The sequence below is a fragment of the Caldimonas sp. genome (assembly GCF_046289365.1).
GTDB lineage: Bacteria > Pseudomonadota > Gammaproteobacteria > Burkholderiales > Burkholderiaceae_C > Caldimonas.
In genome coordinates, this window is sequence record NZ_JBKBVU010000007.1 from 12,891 (window position 1) to 32,887 (window position 19,997).

Consider the following 19,997-nt stretch of genomic DNA (forward strand, 5'->3'; position numbering starts at 1 on the left):
TCGTTGTTCTGCCTTCCTTTGTCGCTTCCCTCAACCTCTCTGGGCCCGGTCCGGGCAGGTGCTCCATCCGCACCCCTGCCACCCAGGCCACTTGCTGCCGGCGCAGCGCCGCCTCCAGCAGCGGAACCGCCGGGCCTTGTCCCGGCAAGTCCACGAATCCGCTCTTGAGCCAGTCCAGCAGCTCCTCGGTGGACGCACGCGATCCGCACAGCCGCAGCAGCCCCATCACGCAGGCACCCGCCCGGGTGGTGGAGAGCTTCCAGCCCGTCTCGTCATGGATGCGCACCCGTTCGCGCTCCAGCAGCGCCCGGATGCGGCGCACCAACCCCCGGTCCTGGGCCACCAGGGCGACCGGCACCTCCCCGTCGGCCACATGGCGCAAGACCCGGGCGGCGGCCCCCTGCGCCTCCTCCTCGGCGTCCTGACACACCGTCAGAGACGGCGCCTGCCCCGTCGGCGCGCTCCCGGCGGCCCCCGGGGGGTCGAGGTCCAGCCACAGCGCCGGCCCGCAAAACTGCGCCACCACCGATGCCATGAGGGCATCGGCGCCGCCGGCCTGCACCACCGCCCAGGCCGCGGGCTGCGCCTGGAACAGCCCGTCGGTGGGGACGGTGTCCCGCTGGCGCGCCCAGGCCCAGGCCACCCGTGCCAAGGCCCCCTCCACCTCGCCGGCGGCCACCTGGGCCGCCAGCCGGCCCTCGAGCCGCTCCTGCACGCGGGCCCACCAGGCCTCTCGCCGGTCGGGCGGCTGGCAGGCCGCCCCTTCCATCAGTTGGTGGGTCGTGTCCACGAGCAGCCGCACCCAGTGCCGGAACATCGCCGGGTCCGCCTGGGCCGTCTGCCGGGCCCAAGCCTGGCGTGCCAGCAATGGCGCGGCGGCCAGGCGGTCGATCACCGCATCGCCGGTGGGCACGTCCTGCGCCGCCTCCTCTCGCGGGCCCAGCGCGGCCGCCAGCGTCTCGGTGGTCTCGAATCGTGGCATCCAGCCGGCACCGGCGTGCCGGGCCCAGGCCTCGCGTGCCAGGGGCAGGTGTTGCGCAAAGGGCACGATCACCCAGAGATCACGCGCCACCAGGCCGTGCCGCCGGACGAAGTCCTGCAACACCATGGCCACCGCCCCCCACACGTCGGGCGGGCACGGCAGGCTGCGTCGTTCGAGCAAGGATGGGATCGAGGAAGACATGCATCGAAACGATTCGACCCACGCGGCCCCTTGCCGCGCGGACTCCCTGCCAAACCTAGGGCCGACAGGCTTTGTGTCAAAATCATTGTGCCTTGTCGGGCTGGCGGCCCGACGCACACGAGGATTGAACAATGAGCAGCGAGCTGATCAAACACGTCTCGGATGCGTCTTTCGACGCCGACGTGCTGCAGGCCGACAAGCCTGTGCTGGTGGACTACTGGGCCGAATGGTGTGGCCCGTGCAAGATGATCGCCCCCATCCTGGACGAGGTGGCCAAGGACTACAACGGCCGTCTGCAGATCGCCAAGATGAACGTCGACGAGAACCGAGAAGTGCCCGCCAAGTTCGGCATCCGCGGCATTCCCACGCTGATGCTCTTCAAGGGCGGCCAGCTCGCCGGCACCAAGGTCGGCGCATTGTCCAAGGCCCAGTTGACGGCCTTCGTCGACGGGCATCTATAATCAGCGCCAAAGTTGGCTGACGCCGGAGCCAAAAGCCCGGCGCAGCTCAACGGGCAACAGGTCGCTGAACACGCCGCTGCGCCCGATCGACGGCGCCCAGTTTCGGCTCACCACCCTTCCCAGATACAGCATCCGCGGACGTCGCGGGTGACGGCCGGTCCAGGCTGACAGGGCTGCATGCCGCAAGGGCATCGCTGCCGCCTCGCCGAGGCCTGGGCTCTTCCAGTTTCGACACCACACCGACCAGGGTTCCCACCCATGCACCTTTCAGAACTCAAAGTCCTGCACGTCTCGGAGCTCATCAAGATGGCCGAGTCGCTGGAGATCGAGAACACCAGCCGCATGCGCAAGCAGGAGCTGATGTTCGCGATCATGAAGAAGCGCGCCAAGCAGGGCGAGCAGGTCTTTGGCGATGGCGTGCTGGAAGTGCTGCCGGACGGCTTCGGCTTCCTGCGCTCGCCCGAGACCAGCTTCCTGGCCAGCACGGACGACATCTACCTCTCGCCCAGCCAGATCCGTCGCTTCAACTTGCACACCGGCGACATGATCGAGGGCGAGGTGCGCACGCCCAAGGACGGTGAGCGCTATTTCGCCCTGGTGAAGGTGGATCGTGTCAACGGCCTCACGCCCGAGGAGAACAAGCACAAGATCATGTTCGAGAACTTGACACCGCTCTTCCCGAAAGAGCAGTTCAAGCTCGAACGCGACATCCGGTCGGACGAAAACATCACCAGCCGCATCATCGACCTCATCGCCCCCATCGGCAAAGGCCAGCGTGCCCTGCTGGTGGCGCCGCCCAAAAGCGGCAAGACGGTGATGATGCAGCACCTGGCCCATGCCATCACGGCCAACCACCCCGACGTCTACCTCATCGTGCTGCTCGTGGACGAGCGCCCGGAGGAAGTGACCGAGATGCAGCGCACCGTGCGCGGCGAGGTCATCAGCTCCACCTTCGACGAACCCGCTGCCCGCCACGTGCAGGTGGCCGAGATGGTCATCGAGCGGGCCAAGCGCCTGGTCGAACTGAAGAAGGACGTGGTCATCCTGCTGGACTCCATCACCCGCTTGGCGCGCGCCTACAACAACGTGCTGCCCTCGTCGGGCAAGGTGCTTACCGGCGGCGTCGACGCCAACGCCCTGCAGCGGCCCAAGCGCTTCTTCGGTGCCGCCCGCAACATCGAGGAAGGCGGCTCACTCACCATCATCGGCACGGCACTGATCGACACCGGCAGCCGCATGGACGAGGTGATCTACGAAGAGTTCAAGGGCACCGGCAACTGCGAGATCCACCTCGATCGACGCATGGCCGAAAAGCGCGTCTACCCCTCCATCCTGCTGAACAAGTCGGGCACCCGCCGCGAGGAGCTGCTGCTCAAGCCCGAGATCCTGCAGAAGACCTGGATCCTGCGCAAACTCCTCTACCCGATGGACGAGATCGAGGCGATGGAGTTCATTCTCGACAAAATGAAGTCCACCAAGAACAACCACGACTTCTTCGACATGATGCGCCGAGGGGGGTGAGTCGGGACCAGAAACAGTCCCTGCGGACTGTTTCGCGCCCGACGAACCGGTCGAGCTTCAGCCAGACCGTTGAGAGCGCTGGCATCGCTTCTCCCTGTCAATGCGATCCGCGTTGTATAATGTGTGGTTTCCCGCATTCCGGAAAGTGCGCCGAGGGGTTCGGCGTGGCTCCCGGCGCACCTGCGACCAAAGGACCCGGCATGAAAGAAGGCATTCACCCCAACTACCGCGAAGTGTGCTTCGTGGACCTGTCCAACGGCTTCCAGTTCGTGACGCGCTCGTGCGCGCCCACCAAGGAAACCATCAAGCTGGACGACGGCCGCGAACTGCCGCTGTTCAAGCTGGAAACCACCAGCGAGACGCACCCCTTCTATACCGGCACGCAAAAGAGCGTGGACTCGCTGGGTGGCCGCGTCGAGAAGTTCCGCAACAAATTTGCGCGCGTCGGTCTCAAGAAGTAAAGTCTTGCTCCCGGTGTCTGCCTGCGGCACGCACCGACCCCTCCGACAAGGCAGCCCGGTTTCCGGGCTGCCTTGTTCGTTTCCGGCCCGGTCGGCGCGCCCCCTGCCCCGGCGCCGCCGAATTCCTGCATGATGGCGCCCGTGCTGCATGCCTCCCATCCCCCCTTGAACCAACCCACCCCTGCCATCGTCACGCAGCGCGCCGCCCGGCGCCTGCCCCGTCTGGCGCTGCTGCTGCTGTGTGCTGCGTATGTGCTACCGGGCCATTTCGGCCGCGATCCCTGGCGCAATGCGGACGTCACCGCATATGGCTACATGCACGCCCTGGCACAGGGAGGCGACTGGTGGCACCCGACAATCGCCGGGCTCCCCTCGGACGGCGGCCTGTTGCCGTACTGGCTGGGGGCGCTGTTCATCCAGGCACTGGGCGGCTGGATCGGCCCGGAGCTGGCCGCGCGCGTGCCTTTTGCGCTCTTGCTGGCCACCACCCTGGCACTCACCTGGTATAGCTGCTACCACCTGGCCCGCACCGAAGCCGCCCAGCCGGTGGCCTTTGCCTTCGGCGGGGAGGCCCATCCGGTGGACTATGCGCGGGCCGTGGCCGACGGGGCCGTGCTGGCTCTCCTGGCCAGCCTGGGCCTGCTGCAGCTCGGACACGAGATCACTCCTGAGCTGGTGCAGCTCGCCGGCGCCGGTCTGTGCCTGTACGCCGTCTCGGCCAGCACCTACCGCGGCTGGCAGCCGCGTCTGGCGATGCTGGCCGCCCTGCCGCTGATGGCTGGCAGCGGGGCGCCCAGCTTGGCTCTGGCCCTGGCCGCCGCTGCCGGGCTCGTATGCTGGTGGTCTCATTACGAAGCCACCCGGGCATTCGCCCCCTGGGTGCTGGCCTCGGCCCTGCTGGCCGGGTTGCTGGCCACGGCCTTTGGAACCTGGGGCTGGCGCGTGCAGGAATGGCCGTCCGTGGCCCAGGTATCGCGGTTGCTCGTGTGGTTCACCTGGCCGGCCTGGTTGCTCGCCGGCTGGACCTTGTGGCGCTGGCGCCACCACCTGCGGCATCGGCACATCGCCTGGCCTGCGTCGATGGCTGCCCTCGCCGTGACCGCCTGCGTGGCGATGAACGGCTCGGATCGTGCGCTGCTGCTCGGCCTGCCGGCCCTGGCCGTGCTTTCGGCCTTCGCCTTGCCCACGCTGCGCCGGCCCGTGGCCTCGGCGATCGACTGGTTCTCCGTGTGTTTCTTCACCGCCGGCGCGCTGTTCGTGTGGGTGATGTACATCGCCATGCACACGGGCATCCCTGCCAAGCCGGCCGCCAACATCGCCAAGCTCGCCCCGGGCTTCGAACCGAGTTTTTCCGTGACGGCGCTGTCGCTGGGCATCGTCGCCACGCTGGCCTGGGCCTGGCTGGTGCGCTGGCGCACGGGACGGCATCGCGAAGCCCTGTGGCGCAGCCTCGTGCTGCCAGCCGGCGGCGTCGCCCTGATCTGGCTGCTGATGCTCACGCTGTGGCTGCCGCTGCTGAACTACGCCCGCAGCGACCGGCCGCTGGTCGAGCGCCTGCAACGCCACCTGCCCGCCAACGCCTGCGTGCTCACCAGTGGGCTGCCGCGCCACCAGCTCGCGGCCCTGGAAGCCCTGGGCGGCCTGCGTGTGCAGGCCGGCATGGAGGGCGACCCGCAGGTCTGCCGTCACCTCCTGCTGATCGGGCCGCGGCGCAGCCCGCCCCCGGCCCCACCAGGCTGGACCCTGGTCACCGCCGAGCGGCGCCCCACGGATCGCCACGAACAGACCTATCTCTACCGCCGGGACTGACACCGAATGTCTGCTTGGCGGTCCATCGCCCGCGATGCGGGTTCCATCCTGATCGGCCAGCTCGCCACCATCGGCTTCGGTGTGGCCGACACGCTGATGGCCGGCCGCGCCTCCAGTGAGGACCTGGCCGCGCTGTCGATCGGTGCGGCCCTGTACATCAGCGTCTTCATCGGGCTGACCGGCGTGGTCCAGGCCCTGATCCCGGTGGTGGGCCAGCATCACGGCAGCGGCGAGCCGCGCCAGGTGGGGCGCGCCTTCCAGCAGGGCGTGTGGCTGGCCCTGGCGCTGGCCGTGCCCGGGATGGGGCTGATGTTCTTTCCCGGAGTGCTGCTGGCGCTCACCGATGTCGCGCCCGAGGTGGCCCAGCGCACGCGCGACTACCTGTTCTGGCTGGGCTGGGGCCTGCCGCTGGCGCTGCTGCTGCGGTGCTACAGCGCACTCAACCAGGGCATCTCCCGGCCGCTGCTGGTGACGGTGCTGCAACTGGGCGGCCTGGCGCTCAAGCTGCCGCTCAATGCCTGGCTGGTGTTCGGCGGCGGCGCTGTGCCGGCGCTGGGTGTGACGGGCTGCGCGCTGGCCACCCTGATCGTCCTGGTGCTGCAGACGGCCGTCGGCTGGACGATGCTCTCGCGGCACCCGTTGTATGCCCCGTTCGGGCTGTGGCGCGACTGGGACCGGCCCCGTTGGCGGGACCAAAAGGAACTGCTGCGGCTGGGCCTGCCCGCCGGCGCAAGCTACTTCGTCGAAGTGACGGCCTTCACGCTGATGGCCGTGTTCATCTCACACTTCGGCACGACGGCCCTGGCCGGCCATCAGATCGTGGCCAACCTCGCATCCGTGGCCTACATGCTGCCCCTGTCGATTGCGGTAGCCACGGGGGCCAAGGTGGCTCAACTGCGAGGCAGCGGGCAGCCTCAGGCAGCCTGGCTTGCCGGCTGCCAGGGCATTGGCATGGCTGTGGGCCTGTCGATGAGTCTGGGGGTGGTGCTCTTCGTCCTGCGCGCTCCCATCGCTGCGACCTACAGCCTGGATCCGGCCGTGCAGGCCATGGCCTTGCAGCTCTTTGTCTACATTGCCCTGTACCAGATCTTCGACGCCGCACAAGTCACGATCGCATTCGCGCTGCGCTCCTTTCGCATCGCCCTGGCTCCTGCGCTGGCTTATGTCGTGTCGCTATGGGGCCTGGGATTGGGAGGTGGATGGGTCCTGGGCTTCAACGTCACGGGCCACATCCCCGAGTCGTTGCAGGGAGCCCAAGGATTCTGGGCCGCCAACTTCGTGGCTCTGGGCACCGTCACCACGGTGCTGGCCCTCATGTATCGGCACTTGCGCGATCAACAACGGTGATCGTCGACGAGTGCGCCGGATCGCTCGTCTTCGAGCTTTCCGCCCAAGCGCCGGACCCGCTGCACCGGAAAAGTGATCGAGAACAGCGACCCCACCCCGGGTTCACTCTCAATATCCAGCTCGCCGGCATGCCGGAGGACCACGTGCTTGACGATGGACAAGCCCAACCCGGTGCCTCCCGTCTCGCGGGATCGACTGCCATCGACGCGATAGAACCGCTCGGTCAGACGCGGCAGATGCTCCTTGGACACTCCGATACCGGTGTCACGCACGGCAAACCGTCCTTCTCCGCTGGGTAGCACCTCCCAACGGACCTCGATGCGTCCGCCCGGGGCCGTGTAGCGGATGGCATTGCTGACCAGGTTGCCCATTGCGCTGAGCAGTTCGGTCTCGGCACCCGCCACCTCGGCAGCGTCTTGCAAGACAAAACGCAACTCGTGCTTGCCTTGAGACAAGCTCGTCGCATCCGCATGCAGGCAGTCCATCAATTTGGCGACCGAAATCCACAAATCCGTCGGTGGCCTTGGACTGCCTTCCAGTTGAGCCAAGGTGAGCAAATCCGTCACCAGGCTTTGCATGCGCTGGGTTTGCTGCGCCATCAAGCCCAATACACGCTTGCGCTCGACCTCAGTGAGGGGCAGATTCGTCATCGTTTCGATGAAGCCCGACAGCACCGTCAGCGGTGTGCGAATTTCATGCGATACGTTGGCCACGAAGTCGCGGCGCATCATGTCGGCGCGCTCGCGCTCGGTGATGTCCTGGGACAGCAACAGCTTCATGCCCTCGCCATAGGGGCGAATCAGCACCGACAAGGTCACCTGATCTCTCGGACTGACGAAGACCACCGGTAGGGAAAAATCTCCCGCTTGCAGGTAGTCGACGAACATTGGCGTGCGTACGAGATTGGTAACCCGCTGACCGATGTCGCGTCCCGGATCGATGCCCAAGTGTTCGGCACTGACGCGGTTACACCATTGGATGTGCTCGTCCTTGTCGAGCAGCATGACCCCATTGGGCGAGGCTTCGATCGCGGCCAGAAATTGCGTCAAGCGCAAACGTTCCTGAGACAGCGTGGCCTCTCTGGCACGAATGGCACGCTCGATGCGATACGCCAATTCGCCCCAAAGACCCACTTCTACGGGGGCCGGCCGGCCTTGATCATCCCTCAACCAACCCAGCACACGATAGCCGCGCATGGTATCGAAAAACACCACCGCGGCCACGGCTGAGGTCATCCCCAGAAGCAAGCCCAGCCAATGCCAGTACAGGCTGTCGCCCAACACATACCCCAACACTCCACCGCCAACGGCCGCGCCCACCACGGCACAGGCGCGAGGAATCCACCAATTCATGATCGGTGAGGCGTCAAGAAGTCGTGGTCTGGGTGTGCTGAGTCAAACGGTAGCCGGCCCCACGCACCGTTTCGATCATCGACGAGCATTGCACCGTGGATAGCGCCTCGCGCAAACGCTTGACGTGCACATCCACCGTGCGCTCCTCGATGAAGACATGGTCGCCCCAAACCCGATCGAGCAACTGAGCCCGGCTATGCACCCGTTCCGGATGCGTCATCAAGAAATGCAGCAGTCTGAACTCGGTGGGTCCGACCTTGACCTCTTGGCCTGCACGGGAGACACGGCGCGTGGACGGGTCCAGTCGCAAGCCCCCCACTTCCACCACCGTATCCAGCGCTTCGGGCGCCTTGCGCCGCAACACCGCCCGGATGCGGGCCATGAGTTCGTTGGTGGAAAAAGGCTTGGCGATGTAATCGTCAGCACCCGCATCCAACCCCGCCACACGGTCTACTTCCTCGCCACGCGCGGTCAGCATGATGATCGGCAAGGACTTGGTGCGTTCTTGACTGCGCAGCCGTTTGGCCAACGACAAGCCGGACTCCCCTGGCAACATCCAGTCCAGCAGCACGAGATCGGGCAACACCTTGGAAATCGCCAGTTCGGCCTGGTCGGCGCTGGAGGCCAGCGTCACCTCATAGCCGGCATGACGCAGATTCAAAGAGATGAGTTCGGCGATGGCGGATTCATCTTCCACCACCAACACGGACGCCAAGGTCATCGTTCTTGCCTTTCGTGCGAAGCTCTACCCGCTCAGCGCACCACCTGGTCGAGCGACTCGACGGGGTTGTGGCGCACATCGGTGCCTTTGACGACATAGATGATTTGCTCGGCCAAGTTTTTGGCGTGATCGCCCACCCGTTCAATCGCCTTGGCCACAAAGACCAGATCGATGCTCGCAGAGATCGTCCGAGGATCTTCCATCATGTAAGTGATGAGCTTGCGCATCAGACCATCGAACTCCTCGTCGATACGCGGATCGGCTTTGATGATCTCGGCAGCTTTCACCGCATCGAGCCGCGCGAAAGCGTCCAACGCGCTGCGCAACTGCTGGGTCGCCAAGCCGGCTTCGAACGAGATATCGGACAAAGGCAAGCGCATCCGGCTGGAGACGCCACCATTGATGAGGCGTTGCACCGTGCGCGCGATGCGTGCGGCTTCGTCGCCCACGCGCTCAAGGTTGCCGATCGCCTTGGAAATGGCGATCAACAGGCGTAGATCGCGTGCGGTGGGCTGTCGGCGTGCGATGATGATGGACAGGTCATGGTCGATGTCCACTTCCATGCCGTTGACCCGCTCTTCGAGCGTGAGCACCTGCGAAGCGGTCTCCCCGCTGAAATTCGTGAGGGCGTAGACGGCCTGGGCCACCTGCGATTCCACCAGCCCCCCCATTTCGAGCACTCGCGTCGAAATGCTGGACAGATCGGCATCGAATTGACTGGAGATATGTTTGTCGCTCATAGCATCCTCTCGATCGGTAGCGGTCAACCGAAACGACCGGTGATGTAGTCTTCGGTCTCGCGGCGCTGCGGCTTCATGAAAAGCTCGGTGGTCGCACCGTACTCGATCAACTTGCCCAAGTACATGTAGGCGGTGTAGTCCGAGACCCGAGCAGCTTGCTGCATGTTGTGAGTCACGATCACGATCGTGTACTTCGACTTCAGTTCATGCAACAGCTCCTCGACCTTTGCGGTCGAAATCGGGTCTAGCGCCGAGCAGGGCTCGTCCAACAGCAGCACTTCAGGCTCCAACGCAACAGCCCGTGCAATCACCAAACGCTGCTGCTGACCACCAGACAGACTCAGCCCGCTGGCATCGAGCCGATCCTTGACTTCGTCCCATAGTGCAGCCTGGCGCAAAGAACGCTCCACGACTTCGTCGAGCTGAGCGCGGTTTTTCACGCCCAGAAGCCGCAGACCATAGGCCACGTTCTCGTAGATCGATTTCGGAAAGGGATTGGGCTTTTGAAACACCATGCCCACACGGCGGCGCAATTGGGCCACGTTGACGCTGCGGTCGTAGATGTTCTTGCCGTCGAGCAGGATCTGGCCTTCCACGCGGCAGTTGTCGACGAGATCGTTCATCCGGTTAAAACAACGCAGCAGCGTGGATTTGCCGCAACCACTGGGCCCGATGAAGGCCACAACCTGCCCCCGCGGGATATCCATCGACACGTCAAACAGCGCCTGTTTGGCCCCATAAAAGAGATTCAACCCCTTGACGGACAGCGCCGCCTCGTGATCAGAGACGGGACGCGTGGGGGCAGCCGCAGCAGGCACGGCCGTTTCGATCGTGACCCGCGGCGCAGCGGCTTCGGTGAAGGCGTTCATCGGGTTTTCTCCAGACATCCAAAAGAATCTAGCACTGTCACATCAAACCGAGTCGAGACCGCGGAACTTCTCACGCAGCCGGTTGCGCAGCCGGATCGCCGCGAGATTCAAGCCCATGATCACGACCACCAACAGCAAAGCCGTCGCGTACACCAAGGGACGGGCCGCCTCCACGTTGGGGCTTTGGAAACCCACGTCGTAAATGTGAAAGCCCAAATGCATGAACTTGCGCTCCAGGTGCAGGTAAGGGAAATAGCCATCCAGTGGCAGGGACGGCGCGAGCTTGACCACGCCCACCAGCATCAGCGGCGCCACCTCCCCCGCAGCACGGGCCACCGCCAGGATCAAGCCGGTCATCATCGCCGGGCTGGCCATCGGCAGCACCGTGCGCCACAGCGTCTCGGCCTTCGTCGCGCCTAGTGCCAAGCTGCCTTCGCGAACGGAGCGTGGCACGCGCGACAGCCCCTCCTCGGTGGCCACAATGACCACCGGCAACGTCAAAATGGCCAAGGTCAACGACGCCCACAGCAGGCCGGGGCTGCCGAAGGTCGGAGCTGGCAAGGCCTCCGGGAAAAACAGCCGGTCGATGTTGCCCCCCAGGAAGTACACGAAGAAGCCCAGACCGAACACCCCGTAGACGATGGACGGCACGCCGGCCAAATTGTTCACCGAGATGCGGATGATGCGGATCAGGGGGCCCTGCTTGGCGTACTCGCGCATGTACACGGCAGCCATGATGCCCAACGGCGTGACCATCACCGACATCAGCAAGACCATCAGCACGGTGCCGAAGATCGCCGGGAAGATACCCCCTTCGGTGTTGGCCTCTCGGGGATCATCCCAGATGAATTCATGCAACTTGCGGACGTAGTGTGCGATCTTCTCGAACAGACCCATGGCATTGGGCCGGTAGGCATCGGCCACATTGGCCAGCTTCACCTCGACCTCTTGCCCGCTCATCACCCGACCGACCAAGGAATCGCGGCCGATCTGCTCGCGCAGCACGCGCAATTCGTCCTGGAGCTTGGCAAAGCGGCCATTGAGCACTTCACGCTGACGTTCGATATCGGCCTTTGCTACCTCGGTGAGCTGATGACGCAACTCCAAGCGGCGCTGCTTCAGGCGCAACTGCTCCAGCTCGTAGTTCACGCGCCCGATATCGTATTTTTCGATCTGGTGAATCCGATCGAACAATTCGCTGGCGCGTTGGACACGCCGCTGTAGCTCAGGCCAGGCTGCCTCGCCACTGGCGACGACTTGGCCGGCTTCTTTTACGGCCACGAGATGCCCATAGAAGTTGCCCCATTCGCGACGCTCGATCGTGACAATGTCTTTCGGGTACGTCAGTTCGCCCAACAAGGGCACGGGAAACCAGCGGAAATCCACCCCGGTGACATCGCGGTTGCCCATCTTCACGAGCACCCGCTCGGAGAAATTCGCCTCCCCCGGAATGTTGAAACCCGCTTCGCGCAAACGACGGGTGGCCACTTCCTCCCGCTCACGGATCTCACCAATGAGACCGACCCGTGAGCCGTCACGCTCGACGAAGGTGGTTTCCATCACCGGCTTGGGCCAGAAGTGATTCAGACCGCGCAAAGCCGTCAGCGCCAGCACGCCAGCAACCGCCAACACACAAGCCGCCACAGCCCCAGCCGTCAGCCAGATCCAGGGAGAACCGCTCTTGAACCAGTCTTTCATGATGTGTGCCCTCCCCCGTCAAATGCTGCTGTACTTCTCACGCAGGCGTTGACGCACCAGCTCGGCCACTGTGTTGACGAAGAACGTGAAGGCAAACAGCACCAGCGCCGACAGGAACAACAAGCGGTAGTGCGTTTCACCCACGCCCGCCTCCGGCATTTCCACCCCGATGTTGGCCGACAGCGTGCGAAAGCCCGTGAACATGCTGAAATCCATCACGGCCGTGTTGCCGGTGGCCATCAGCACGATCATCGTCTCACCAACGGCCCGTCCCAAGCCGATCATCACCGCAGAGAAAATGCCGGGGCTGGCCGTCAGCAGCACCACCCCTGTGAGCGTTTGCCAAGGCGTCGCCCCCAGCGCCAAGGAGCCGGACGTCAAGGCCTTGGGCACACTGAAGATCGCGTCTTCCGCGATCGAGAAGATCGTGGGCGTCACCGCGAACCCCATGGCAATCCCCACCACGAGCGAGTTGCGCTGCTCATACGTGATGCCCAGCTCGGTGCTCAGCCAATGCGGCATGTCCCCCCCGAAAAACGCGGCCTCGATGGGGTGGCCGATCTGGAAGATGAGCCACACCACGCCAACGAGCACCGGCATCAACAAGGCCGCCTCCCAACCGGCTGGAATACGGCCGGTCACCGAAGCAGGCAACAGATGCCAGACATAAGCGGCCGCCACCATCGAGACGGGCAGCAACACGATGCACAACAGCACACCGGCCAGGTTGTTCTCCACCAAGGGCGCCAGCCACAATCCCGCCAAAAAGCCCAGCACAACGGTCGGCAAGGCCTCCATCACCTCAATGGTGGGTTTGACGAGGGTGCGCATGCGCGGCGTCATGAAGTAAGCGGTGAAAATGGCGCCGAGGATGGCCAGAGGCACCGAAATCAGCATCGCATACGTGGCGGCTTTGATCGTGCCATAGGTCAAGGGCGCCAAGCTGAACTTGGGTTCGAAGTCCGAATTGGCCGCTGAGGACTGCCAAACGTAGTCGGGCTCCTCATAGCTTTCGTACCACACCTTCTCCCACAAACTGTGGAAGGACACCTCCGGGTAGTGGTTGTCCACCGCGGCCGAATACACCCGTCCCGCGGCATCGAGGGCCAAGTAGCCATTCCCGCGAGGCGGCACCCCCAAAACCACCAACGGCTGATCGCTGAGTTTCTCCGTGAAGAGCAAGCGCTGCGACGTGGCGTAATAGCTGCCCAGATGGCCCTTGGCGTCGCCGACGATGAAGCCTTTGCGGAAGAACTCCGGTGCAATGGCCGTAACCTCCGCAGGCATGGGCTTGAACTCGCGGATCTTGCGCAGCGCGAAGTTGGCTCCCTCGGTGCGCACGAGGAACCATTGCGCGAGCCGACCTTGATCCGTGCCAAGAATGATGGAAAAGCCGCCACTGAGCATGGTGATCGCGGTGACCTTCTCTCCGGCCGGCACCAAGTCGACCGTCTCCAGCAAACGCGGCTGCTCCTTATTGCTCAAGTCGTAACGCGCCAACCCACGATCGCCGAACAGGACGTACAGCTCACGCTGCTTGGACTCGATGATGAGCTTGCGAATGCCCGCTGGCGGCGACCCAATCTCAGACTGCTGCACCTCACTTTGTTTTTCGCCCGTCATCATGTTCGTGGTGACACTCACCGCCGACAACAGCAGCCGGCCGTCGTCGGTTTGCGCCACGATGGTCGATCCATCGTCCGTGATCTGCACGCCCAAGTTGACGATCGCGCGCCCTTGCGCATCGACGACCACCGGCGCTTCGCCCACCGGATACTCCAAACCCGGCGTGATCGTGCGCTGATCGTTCGGGAAACTCACGTCGAAGCGCTGTTTGACCAGGATCACACGTCCATCGGACAAACCGAAGCCTTGTCCATAGCTGCGACGCTCGCCCAAATCGGCGCTGGTCACACGCACTCCCGCAGGCACCGGCACCCGCGCTTCGGACACCAGCTCACCGGAGTCGAAGCGAAAAAACGTGAACACCCCTTCAGCACTGACGCGCACCCCAATTTCCCGTTGCTCCTCACCGGTGAACGCCAGCGTCGCCTGGTCTTTCGGGCCAGGCAGCGCATATTGGCTGCGGTTTTCCACACCGGGCGGCATGAACAAAGGGACGACCACACTGGCCAGGTAGAAGAAAATGGCCGACACCGCCACGATCACACTGATGCCGCCGGCCGTCATCACCTTCTGAAAGATGCGATCCGACAGCAAGCGCCGGCTCATGGCCTTGTTGACGCTCAGAACGGTCTGAGAGGGGGTTGCTGTATTCATGAAGTGGGGTCTGTGCTGACACGAAACGAGGGTGGACGACTCACGTCGCCACCCTCTTGCGCTGTGCAAGCGGCAATTATCCGTTCGATGCGCGCAAAGCCTTGAAGCGCTCGGTCCGGTTGGCGGGTTTGCCTTGCTTGTAGCTCTGGCTGTTCATCACGTAGACGATGGTTTCGCCCTTGGGCCCCGCGCCGATGTCGGTGTAACTGTAGGGCACCTCGCCGTAGGCGATGAAGTCCTTCATGTCCTTGAGCTCGCCGAACAGGTAGAAGCGGCCGTTCTTGAACACTTCACCATAGAAATCGGGGGCAGCCTCCAACTGACCGGACATCACCAACTCACCCAGGCTGGGCTTGTTGTTCTTCACATCGTCGGATGTGATTCCAAACACAAGCGTGCGGCCCTGAGGGCCTTCACCGATGCGCGTGCGCGTCAACTGCACCTCGCCATGCGACAGAAAGTCCATGTAGTTGCGGGTATCACCGAACGCATAAATGCGCCCCGATTCGGGCAACACCACATAAAACTCTTTGGCCGAGGTCGCCGAGGCCGTGGACGAAGGAGCGGCGGGCGCGGCAGCCGGTGCCGGCGACGCGGGCGCGGCAGCTGCCGGCGCAGCCGGTTGCCCTGCACACCCAGCCAAGAGCATCACCGCGGCCCCCAGCGCGCCCAGACCCATCATTCGATTCATCGAGTATCTCCTGAATGTGACTCTCAGACCGCTGCTTGGGTGGCCCTGTGCCCCCCGAAGCAGCGCCACTGGACCGCCTTACTTGGTCAACTCGGCAAGAAAGCGATTGGCCATGGCCGCAGGCATGGGCACGAAGCCGTCTTTGACGACCACTTCCTGACCCTGCTTGGACAACACCATCTTGAAGAACTCACGCTCCAGCGGCGCCAGCGGCTGGTTGGGCTTCTTGTTCACGTAGATATAGAGCACACGGGCCAGCGGATAGGCGCCCGAGACAGAATTCTGAGCGGTCGGCTCGACGAACGGCTCACCCTTTTTCTTCGACAGCGGCAAAGCCCGCACGCCCGAGGTGCGATAGCCGATGCCCGAGTAGCCCAGAGCGTTCAACTGGGTCGACACACTTTGCACCACCGAAGCCGACCCCGGCTGCTCGGCCACGTTACGCTTGAAGTCCCCCTTGCAAAGCGCCACGTCTTTGAAGAACCCATAGGTGCCAGACACCGAATTGCGGCCATACAGCGCGATGTCGCGGTTGGCCCACTCGCCGGTCATGCCCACCTGTCCCCACTTGGTGATGTCGCTGGCGCCCCCGCAACGACGCCCCACCGACATGATGGCATCCACTTCCTGGATGCTCAGGCCGGGGATCGGGTTGTCCTTGTTCACGTACACCGCCAGCGCGTCGATGGCCACGCCTACGGCCGTGGGTTTGTAGCCGTGCTTCTTCTCGAACGCCTCGACCTCGCGCGCCGTCATCAGGCGGCTCATCGGGCCGAAGTTCGAGGCCCCTTCGGTCAGCGCCGGCGGCGCCGTCGAGGAGCCCGCGCCTTGGATCTGGATGTTGACATTCGGATAGATGCGCTTGAACTCCTCGGCCCACAGCGTCATGAGGTTGTTCAAGGTGTCCGACCCCACGCTGGTGAAGTTGCCGGACACACCCGGCGCCTTCTGGTAAACAGGCAAAGCGGGATCGACCTGCACGGCCTGGGCGAGCGCCGCTTGCGCGGCCAGGCCCGCGGCGACAAAACCCATCGCGACGGCGAGCTTCTTGAGAATCATCTGTCAACTCCAATCAATCGTTGGGGGATGCGGTTGAGAACGCAGGCGCATGGTAGGCGGCGATCGTGACAGGTCCGTGACAGCGTGCTTTCGCCTCATCGAGAGGCACCGCCGGCGCCGGCTCGATTCGCCCGCCCATGTGACAAAACCATGAGCGTTCGGTGACGAAGCACCGCGCCCGCGGGTCAGCGGGCCCGCCGCCTCCTGCGTATTGACAATAATTCGATATTTGTAGAAAGATAGAATAATGGAAGGCGCTCTGCCCATCTCAGACCCCAAAGCCGAAGCTCCCGCGCTGCAACGAGCGGCCGTACGTCTGGCTGCACTGGCCCAGCCGAGCCGGCTTGCGATCGTCCGCCACCTCATCCAGGCGGGCCCTGAAGGCCTCACGCCGGGAGCCTTGGCCCTAGCGCTGGAGATCCGTCCCAGTACTTTGTCCTTCCATCTCAAGGAATTGCTGCACTGCGGTTTGGTGCAAGCCCAGCCTCAGGGTCGTCACATCGTCTACCGCGCCGGCTACGTGCAAATGCGCGAGCTGATCGAATTTCTCACCGTGCACTGCTGCGCGGGGACTCCTTGTGAGCTGACTTCGTTATCGGCTTCGATGGACCTCGCCCTGCCTGACCGCACGGGCGAGGATGCAAACTGCTGCCCCCCCACCGACAACACCCCGATCATGACCCCCACACCACTGCACGTGCTCTTTTTGTGCACACACAACTCCGCCCGCAGCATTCTGGCCGAGGCCTTGCTGAATCATTTGGGCCAGGGGCGTTTTCGTGCCCATTCCGCCGGCAGCCAGCCCAAGACCGCACCCAACCCCTTGGCGCTTCGTGTTCTCGAGCAAGCTGGCATCCCGATCGAGGGCTTGCGCAGCAAATCCTGGGACGAATTTGCCGCACCAGAATCGCCAACCATGGATTTGGTGATCACGGTATGCGACCACGCGGCCAGCGAAGCCTGCCCCTATTGGCCTGGTCATCCAGTCACGGTCCACTGGGGCTATCCCGATCCGTCGGCGGTCGCAGGCGACGAAGCCACCCGCCTTGAGGCCTTCCAAGGCACGATGCTCGCCCTACGCCAGCGCATCGAGGCCTTGATTGCGCAAACTTCACCCGAGACCGATTGCGGCGCGATCGCGGCTCTCGCCCGCCGGCTGGCCCAGTCCTGAACTCTTGCGGGAAGACATCGATGGGCGTGTTCGAACGCTACCTGAGCATCTGGGTCGCCTTGGCGATCGCCCTGGGGGTGTCCCTCGGGCTGGCCGCTCCAGGCGTATTTATGTGGATCGCCCGCCTGGAGGTGGCGCACGTCAACCTCGTCGTGGCCGTGCTGATCTGGATCATGATCTATCCCATGATGATCCAGATCGACTTTGCCGCCGTGCGGGATGTGGGCGCACGCCCCAAAGGGCTTTTACTCACCTTGACGGTGAACTGGCTCATCAAGCCTTTCACGATGGCCGCCTTGGGTGTGCTCTTCTTTCAACACCTGTTTGCGCCGTGGGTCGACCCACAAAGCGCCAACGAATACATCGCGGGCATGATCTTGCTGGGTGTGGCGCCTTGCACCGCCATGGTGTTCGTGTGGAGCCAGCTCACGCGAGGTGATCCGAACTACACCCTGGTTCAAGTGTCGGTCAACGACCTGATCATGGTCTTCGCCTTCGCGCCGATCGCTGCGTTCTTGCTCGGCGTCACGGATGTGGTCGTCCCCTGGGAAACCTTGCTGCTGTCGGTGCTGCTCTACGTCGTGCTGCCCTTGGTGGCGGGGATTCTGACCCGCCGCACCTGGCTGACCACAGGCGGAGCCGACCATCTCGCTCGTCGTGTGGCCACACTCAAACCGGCCTCCGTGACCGGGTTGATCGCCACCGTCGTTTTGCTCTTTGCGCTGCAAGCCGAAACGATCGTCCGGCAACCGGCCGTCATCGCACTGATCGCCGTTCCGCTGCTGCTGCAGACTTACGGCATTTTCGCCTTGTCCTACGCAGCAGCACGCTGGATGCGATTACCGTACGAGATCGCCGCTCCGGCGTGTTTGATCGGCACATCCAACTTCTTTGAGCTCGCGGTGGCCGTGGCCATCTCCTTGTTCGGTCTGCATTCGGGCGCAGCCCTGGCCACCGTCGTGGGCGTGTTGGTCGAGGTGCCGGTCATGCTCTCCCTGGTGGCATTCGCAAACCGCACCCGTCACTGGTTCGCGCAGCATCACGCCGCAGCCGGTCGATCCCTCGCAGCGAACCGGGGCTCCGATCAGTGCCCTTCTTCAGGGGCGTGAAGGCTGGTCCACGCCCAACAGCTCTTCGACATGAGCGAGCGCGCCTGGATCCTTGAGCACCACCTGTAGCCATTGATGCAGGGGCATCTCACCCCAGCGCGCCGCCTTTTCGGCCAGGTAGGCCACCGGACTGTGGGGTTCGGTGCGACGAAAAAAGGCTGCCACCTCGCGCAGCTGCCGCAGGGCCTGCTCGCGGCTGTGCAGCCCCGCTGTCGGCGGCATCGGCAGCGGCTCGGACGGCTCGCCCCCCCGTGCCGTCGGATCGACCGAGACCTCCGGCGCGCGATCGGCCAGCAGCCCAGCGCCCTTGCACAGCCGGCCCATCTCATGGGCGGCAGCGTCCAGGGCCTCGCGCGCGGCGGCAAAGCTCGGGCCCTCCTCGCCCAGCCGGGCGTCGCACAGCGCCTGCAAGGCCGCCAGGCGGTCCAGGCATGCCCGTGCCGCGGCCTCGACGGCCAGCAACTGCGGCGCCGGCGTCTCGCGCACGGCACGCTGCAACTGCTCCATCGTCAGCCGCCCTTCGGCGAGCTGAGCGGCCTCGTCGGGATGGCGTTCCATCTGCTGCTGGAGCTGTCGCGCCGACGCCAGATCTCGCAAGGTGTGGCGTGCCGACGTGATCGGCAGCTCCTGGGCCAGACCGACGATGCGATGGAGCAGCCAGGCCAGGTTGCCGATGCGTTGCGCGGCATCCCCCTCCTCGGGCAAAGGATGCAGGTGGTCCCAGTGGCGCTCGCACAGCGAGACGCACAGCCCCAGGCCTTCGGCCAGGCCGGCGTAGCCGCGTTGCATGGCTGCAGCCTCCGTCCACCACATCGCCAGGCGCAAATCCTTGCTGCGTTCGGCCAGCAGCTTGGCACACAAGGCCTCCACGCCCGGCCAGTCGGCCACCTTCAGGGCCGTGACCCAGGCCCCTTGGTCGAGGCTCGGGTCATCTTCGCGCCGCATCTCGCGGATGGCGTCGAACTCGCCAGAGAACGAGAGATCTTCGCCGCAGGGTCGGTCAGCTGACAGGGGTTCGATCAGACGGGCGTCCATGCACAAGGTTCAGGTTCCAGCCACAAGACGCGCAGGATACTGAAACCCCCGCATTGCAATCGCTACAAATTGCGACGAAACCCGCAAGCACGGGGGCCCCCAGCGCAGCGATACCTGCGGGCCGTACGAGGCCGCTCAGGACGGGGACAATGGAAGGGGAGATGGAGGCGGAGGCCGGAATCGAACCGGCGTGGACGGCTTTGCAGGCCGCTGCATAACCACTTTGCTACCCCGCCCTGGGGGCGGCTCCTGCGCAGGGCCGGAGCCGGTCATCGGCAACGAATGCTACCAATGAAAAAGGGAAGCTGCTTGGATCAAGGAGATCTGAAGAAGCTTCCCTTTCAGCATCTGGAGCGGGAGACGAGTCTCGAACTCGCGACCTCAACCTTGGCAAGGTTGCGCTCTACCAACTGAGCTACTCCCGCACTGTTTTCTTTGATTCGCTGCTGGCTTCGTCTTTGAAGTCTTCAGCGTTTCGCAGAAGCTCGCA

General features: G+C 64.2%; 16 protein-coding genes, 2 tRNA genes and 2 pseudogenes. 8 read left to right on the top strand and 12 right to left on the bottom strand.

The window, feature by feature from the left end; genetic code table 11:
- Nucleotides 1–1,183, bottom strand: a pseudogene (locus ACK42S_RS01510) (hypothetical protein); the annotation flags it as partial.
- 131 nt (nt 1,184–1,314) lie between these two features.
- Between ACK42S_RS01510 and trxA the strand changes: the two are divergent.
- The 5 genes from trxA to ACK42S_RS01535 all read left to right on the top strand — a co-directional run bounded on the left by trxA (nt 1,315) and on the right by ACK42S_RS01535 (nt 6,782).
- The gene (gene trxA / locus ACK42S_RS01515) at nt 1,315–1,644 is read left to right on the top strand and encodes a thioredoxin TrxA (protein WP_409702529.1); all 330 of its coding nucleotides are present in this window, start codon (nt 1,315–1,317) and stop codon (nt 1,642–1,644) included.
- A 258-nt stretch (nt 1,645–1,902) separates the two neighbouring features.
- Entirely contained in the window at nt 1,903–3,165 is a 1,263-nt protein-coding gene (gene rho, locus ACK42S_RS01520; RefSeq protein ID WP_409702531.1) for a transcription termination factor Rho, read from the top strand.
- 200 nt (nt 3,166–3,365) lie between these two features.
- Entirely contained in the window at nt 3,366–3,626 is a 261-nt protein-coding gene (locus ACK42S_RS01525) for a type B 50S ribosomal protein L31 (protein ID WP_409702533.1), read from the top strand.
- Between the two features lie 165 nt (nt 3,627–3,791).
- Nucleotides 3,792–5,435 (top strand): hypothetical protein, encoded by a 1,644-nt coding sequence (locus ACK42S_RS01530; RefSeq protein ID WP_409702535.1) that lies wholly within the window; start codon nt 3,792–3,794, stop codon nt 5,433–5,435.
- 6 nt (nt 5,436–5,441) lie between these two features.
- On the top strand, nt 5,442–6,782 hold the full coding sequence (locus tag ACK42S_RS01535) for an MATE family efflux transporter (protein WP_409702537.1): 1,341 nt from the start codon (nt 5,442–5,444) through the stop codon (nt 6,780–6,782).
- On the opposite strand, the gene phoR is transcribed toward ACK42S_RS01535, so the two are convergent.
- The 8 genes from phoR to ACK42S_RS01575 form a co-directional block, all read right to left on the bottom strand.
- A complete protein-coding gene (phoR, locus tag ACK42S_RS01540; RefSeq protein WP_409702539.1) occupies nt 6,770–8,134 on the bottom strand; it encodes a phosphate regulon sensor histidine kinase PhoR in 1,365 nt (454 codons plus the stop codon). The genes ACK42S_RS01535 and phoR overlap by 13 nt on opposite strands.
- Nucleotides 8,135–8,147: 13 nt before the next feature.
- Entirely contained in the window at nt 8,148–8,855 is a 708-nt protein-coding gene (gene phoB / locus ACK42S_RS01545) for a phosphate regulon transcriptional regulator PhoB (RefSeq protein WP_409702541.1), read from the bottom strand.
- A gap of 32 nt (nt 8,856–8,887) precedes the next feature.
- Entirely contained in the window at nt 8,888–9,595 is a 708-nt protein-coding gene (gene phoU / locus ACK42S_RS01550) for a phosphate signaling complex protein PhoU (protein WP_409702567.1), read from the bottom strand.
- Nucleotides 9,596–9,618: 23 nt separating this feature from the next.
- Nucleotides 9,619–10,464 (bottom strand): phosphate ABC transporter ATP-binding protein PstB, encoded by an 846-nt coding sequence (pstB, locus tag ACK42S_RS01555; protein WP_409702543.1) that lies wholly within the window; start codon nt 10,462–10,464, stop codon nt 9,619–9,621.
- 42 nt (nt 10,465–10,506) lie between these two features.
- On the bottom strand, nt 10,507–12,162 hold the full coding sequence (gene pstA / locus ACK42S_RS01560) for a phosphate ABC transporter permease PstA (RefSeq protein WP_409702545.1): 1,656 nt from the start codon (nt 12,160–12,162) through the stop codon (nt 10,507–10,509).
- 18 nt (nt 12,163–12,180) lie between these two features.
- Nucleotides 12,181–14,442 (bottom strand): ABC transporter permease subunit, encoded by a 2,262-nt coding sequence (locus tag ACK42S_RS01565; RefSeq protein ID WP_409702547.1) that lies wholly within the window; start codon nt 14,440–14,442, stop codon nt 12,181–12,183.
- A gap of 76 nt (nt 14,443–14,518) precedes the next feature.
- Entirely contained in the window at nt 14,519–15,121 is a 603-nt protein-coding gene (locus tag ACK42S_RS01570; protein ID WP_409702549.1) for a hypothetical protein, read from the bottom strand.
- Between the two features lie 90 nt (nt 15,122–15,211).
- The gene (locus ACK42S_RS01575) at nt 15,212–16,192 is read right to left on the bottom strand and encodes a PstS family phosphate ABC transporter substrate-binding protein (RefSeq protein ID WP_409702551.1); all 981 of its coding nucleotides are present in this window, start codon (nt 16,190–16,192) and stop codon (nt 15,212–15,214) included.
- 247 nt (nt 16,193–16,439) lie between these two features.
- On the opposite strand from ACK42S_RS01575, the pseudogene ACK42S_RS01580 reads away from it, so the two are divergent.
- The 3 genes and pseudogenes from ACK42S_RS01580 to arsB form a co-directional block, all read left to right on the top strand.
- A pseudogene (locus tag ACK42S_RS01580) lies at nt 16,440–16,718 on the top strand (ArsR/SmtB family transcription factor); the annotation flags it as partial.
- A gap of 150 nt (nt 16,719–16,868) precedes the next feature.
- Nucleotides 16,869–17,363 carry an arsenate reductase ArsC gene (locus ACK42S_RS01585; protein WP_409702569.1) on the top strand — a complete coding sequence of 165 codons (495 nt, stop codon included), beginning with the start codon at nt 16,869–16,871 and terminating at the stop codon, nt 17,361–17,363.
- Between the two features lie 20 nt (nt 17,364–17,383).
- A complete protein-coding gene (gene arsB / locus ACK42S_RS01590) occupies nt 17,384–18,472 on the top strand; it encodes an ACR3 family arsenite efflux transporter (protein ID WP_409702553.1) in 1,089 nt (362 codons plus the stop codon).
- On the opposite strand, the gene tssA is transcribed toward arsB, so the two are convergent.
- The 3 genes from tssA to ACK42S_RS01605 form a co-directional block, all read right to left on the bottom strand.
- The gene (tssA, locus tag ACK42S_RS01595; protein ID WP_409702555.1) at nt 18,461–19,507 is read right to left on the bottom strand and encodes a type VI secretion system protein TssA; all 1,047 of its coding nucleotides are present in this window, start codon (nt 19,505–19,507) and stop codon (nt 18,461–18,463) included. The genes arsB and tssA overlap by 12 nt on opposite strands.
- A gap of 162 nt (nt 19,508–19,669) precedes the next feature.
- Nucleotides 19,670–19,743, bottom strand: a tRNA-Cys gene (locus ACK42S_RS01600).
- Nucleotides 19,744–19,856: 113 nt separating this feature from the next.
- Nucleotides 19,857–19,932 (bottom strand) — tRNA-Gly (locus ACK42S_RS01605).
- Nucleotides 19,933–19,997: the final 65 nt, after the last annotated feature.

Excerpts from the sequence above, each read along its gene's own strand:
- trxA (WP_409702529.1), top strand. The coding sequence starts at position 1,315 with ATGAGCAGCGAGCTGATCAAACACGTCTCGGATGCGTCTTTCGACGCC.
- rho (WP_409702531.1), top strand. The coding sequence starts at position 1,903 with ATGCACCTTTCAGAACTCAAAGTCCTGCACGTCTCGGAGCTCATCAAG.
- ACK42S_RS01525 (WP_409702533.1), top strand. The coding sequence starts at position 3,366 with ATGAAAGAAGGCATTCACCCCAACTACCGCGAAGTGTGCTTCGTGGAC.
- ACK42S_RS01535 (WP_409702537.1), top strand. The coding sequence starts at position 5,442 with ATGTCTGCTTGGCGGTCCATCGCCCGCGATGCGGGTTCCATCCTGATC.
- phoR (WP_409702539.1), bottom strand. The coding sequence starts at position 8,134 with ATGAATTGGTGGATTCCTCGCGCCTGTGCCGTGGTGGGCGCGGCCGTT.
- phoB (WP_409702541.1), bottom strand. The coding sequence starts at position 8,855 with ATGACCTTGGCGTCCGTGTTGGTGGTGGAAGATGAATCCGCCATCGCC.
- phoU (WP_409702567.1), bottom strand. The coding sequence starts at position 9,595 with ATGAGCGACAAACATATCTCCAGTCAATTCGATGCCGATCTGTCCAGC.
- pstB (WP_409702543.1), bottom strand. The coding sequence starts at position 10,464 with ATGAACGCCTTCACCGAAGCCGCTGCGCCGCGGGTCACGATCGAAACG.
- pstA (WP_409702545.1), bottom strand. The coding sequence starts at position 12,162 with ATGAAAGACTGGTTCAAGAGCGGTTCTCCCTGGATCTGGCTGACGGCT.
- ACK42S_RS01565 (WP_409702547.1), bottom strand. The coding sequence starts at position 14,442 with ATGAATACAGCAACCCCCTCTCAGACCGTTCTGAGCGTCAACAAGGCC.
- ACK42S_RS01570 (WP_409702549.1), bottom strand. The coding sequence starts at position 15,121 with ATGGGTCTGGGCGCGCTGGGGGCCGCGGTGATGCTCTTGGCTGGGTGT.
- ACK42S_RS01575 (WP_409702551.1), bottom strand. The coding sequence starts at position 16,192 with ATGATTCTCAAGAAGCTCGCCGTCGCGATGGGTTTTGTCGCCGCGGGC.
- ACK42S_RS01585 (WP_409702569.1), top strand. The coding sequence starts at position 16,869 with ATGACCCCCACACCACTGCACGTGCTCTTTTTGTGCACACACAACTCC.
- arsB (WP_409702553.1), top strand. The coding sequence starts at position 17,384 with ATGGGCGTGTTCGAACGCTACCTGAGCATCTGGGTCGCCTTGGCGATC.
- tssA (WP_409702555.1), bottom strand. The coding sequence starts at position 19,507 with ATGGACGCCCGTCTGATCGAACCCCTGTCAGCTGACCGACCCTGCGGC.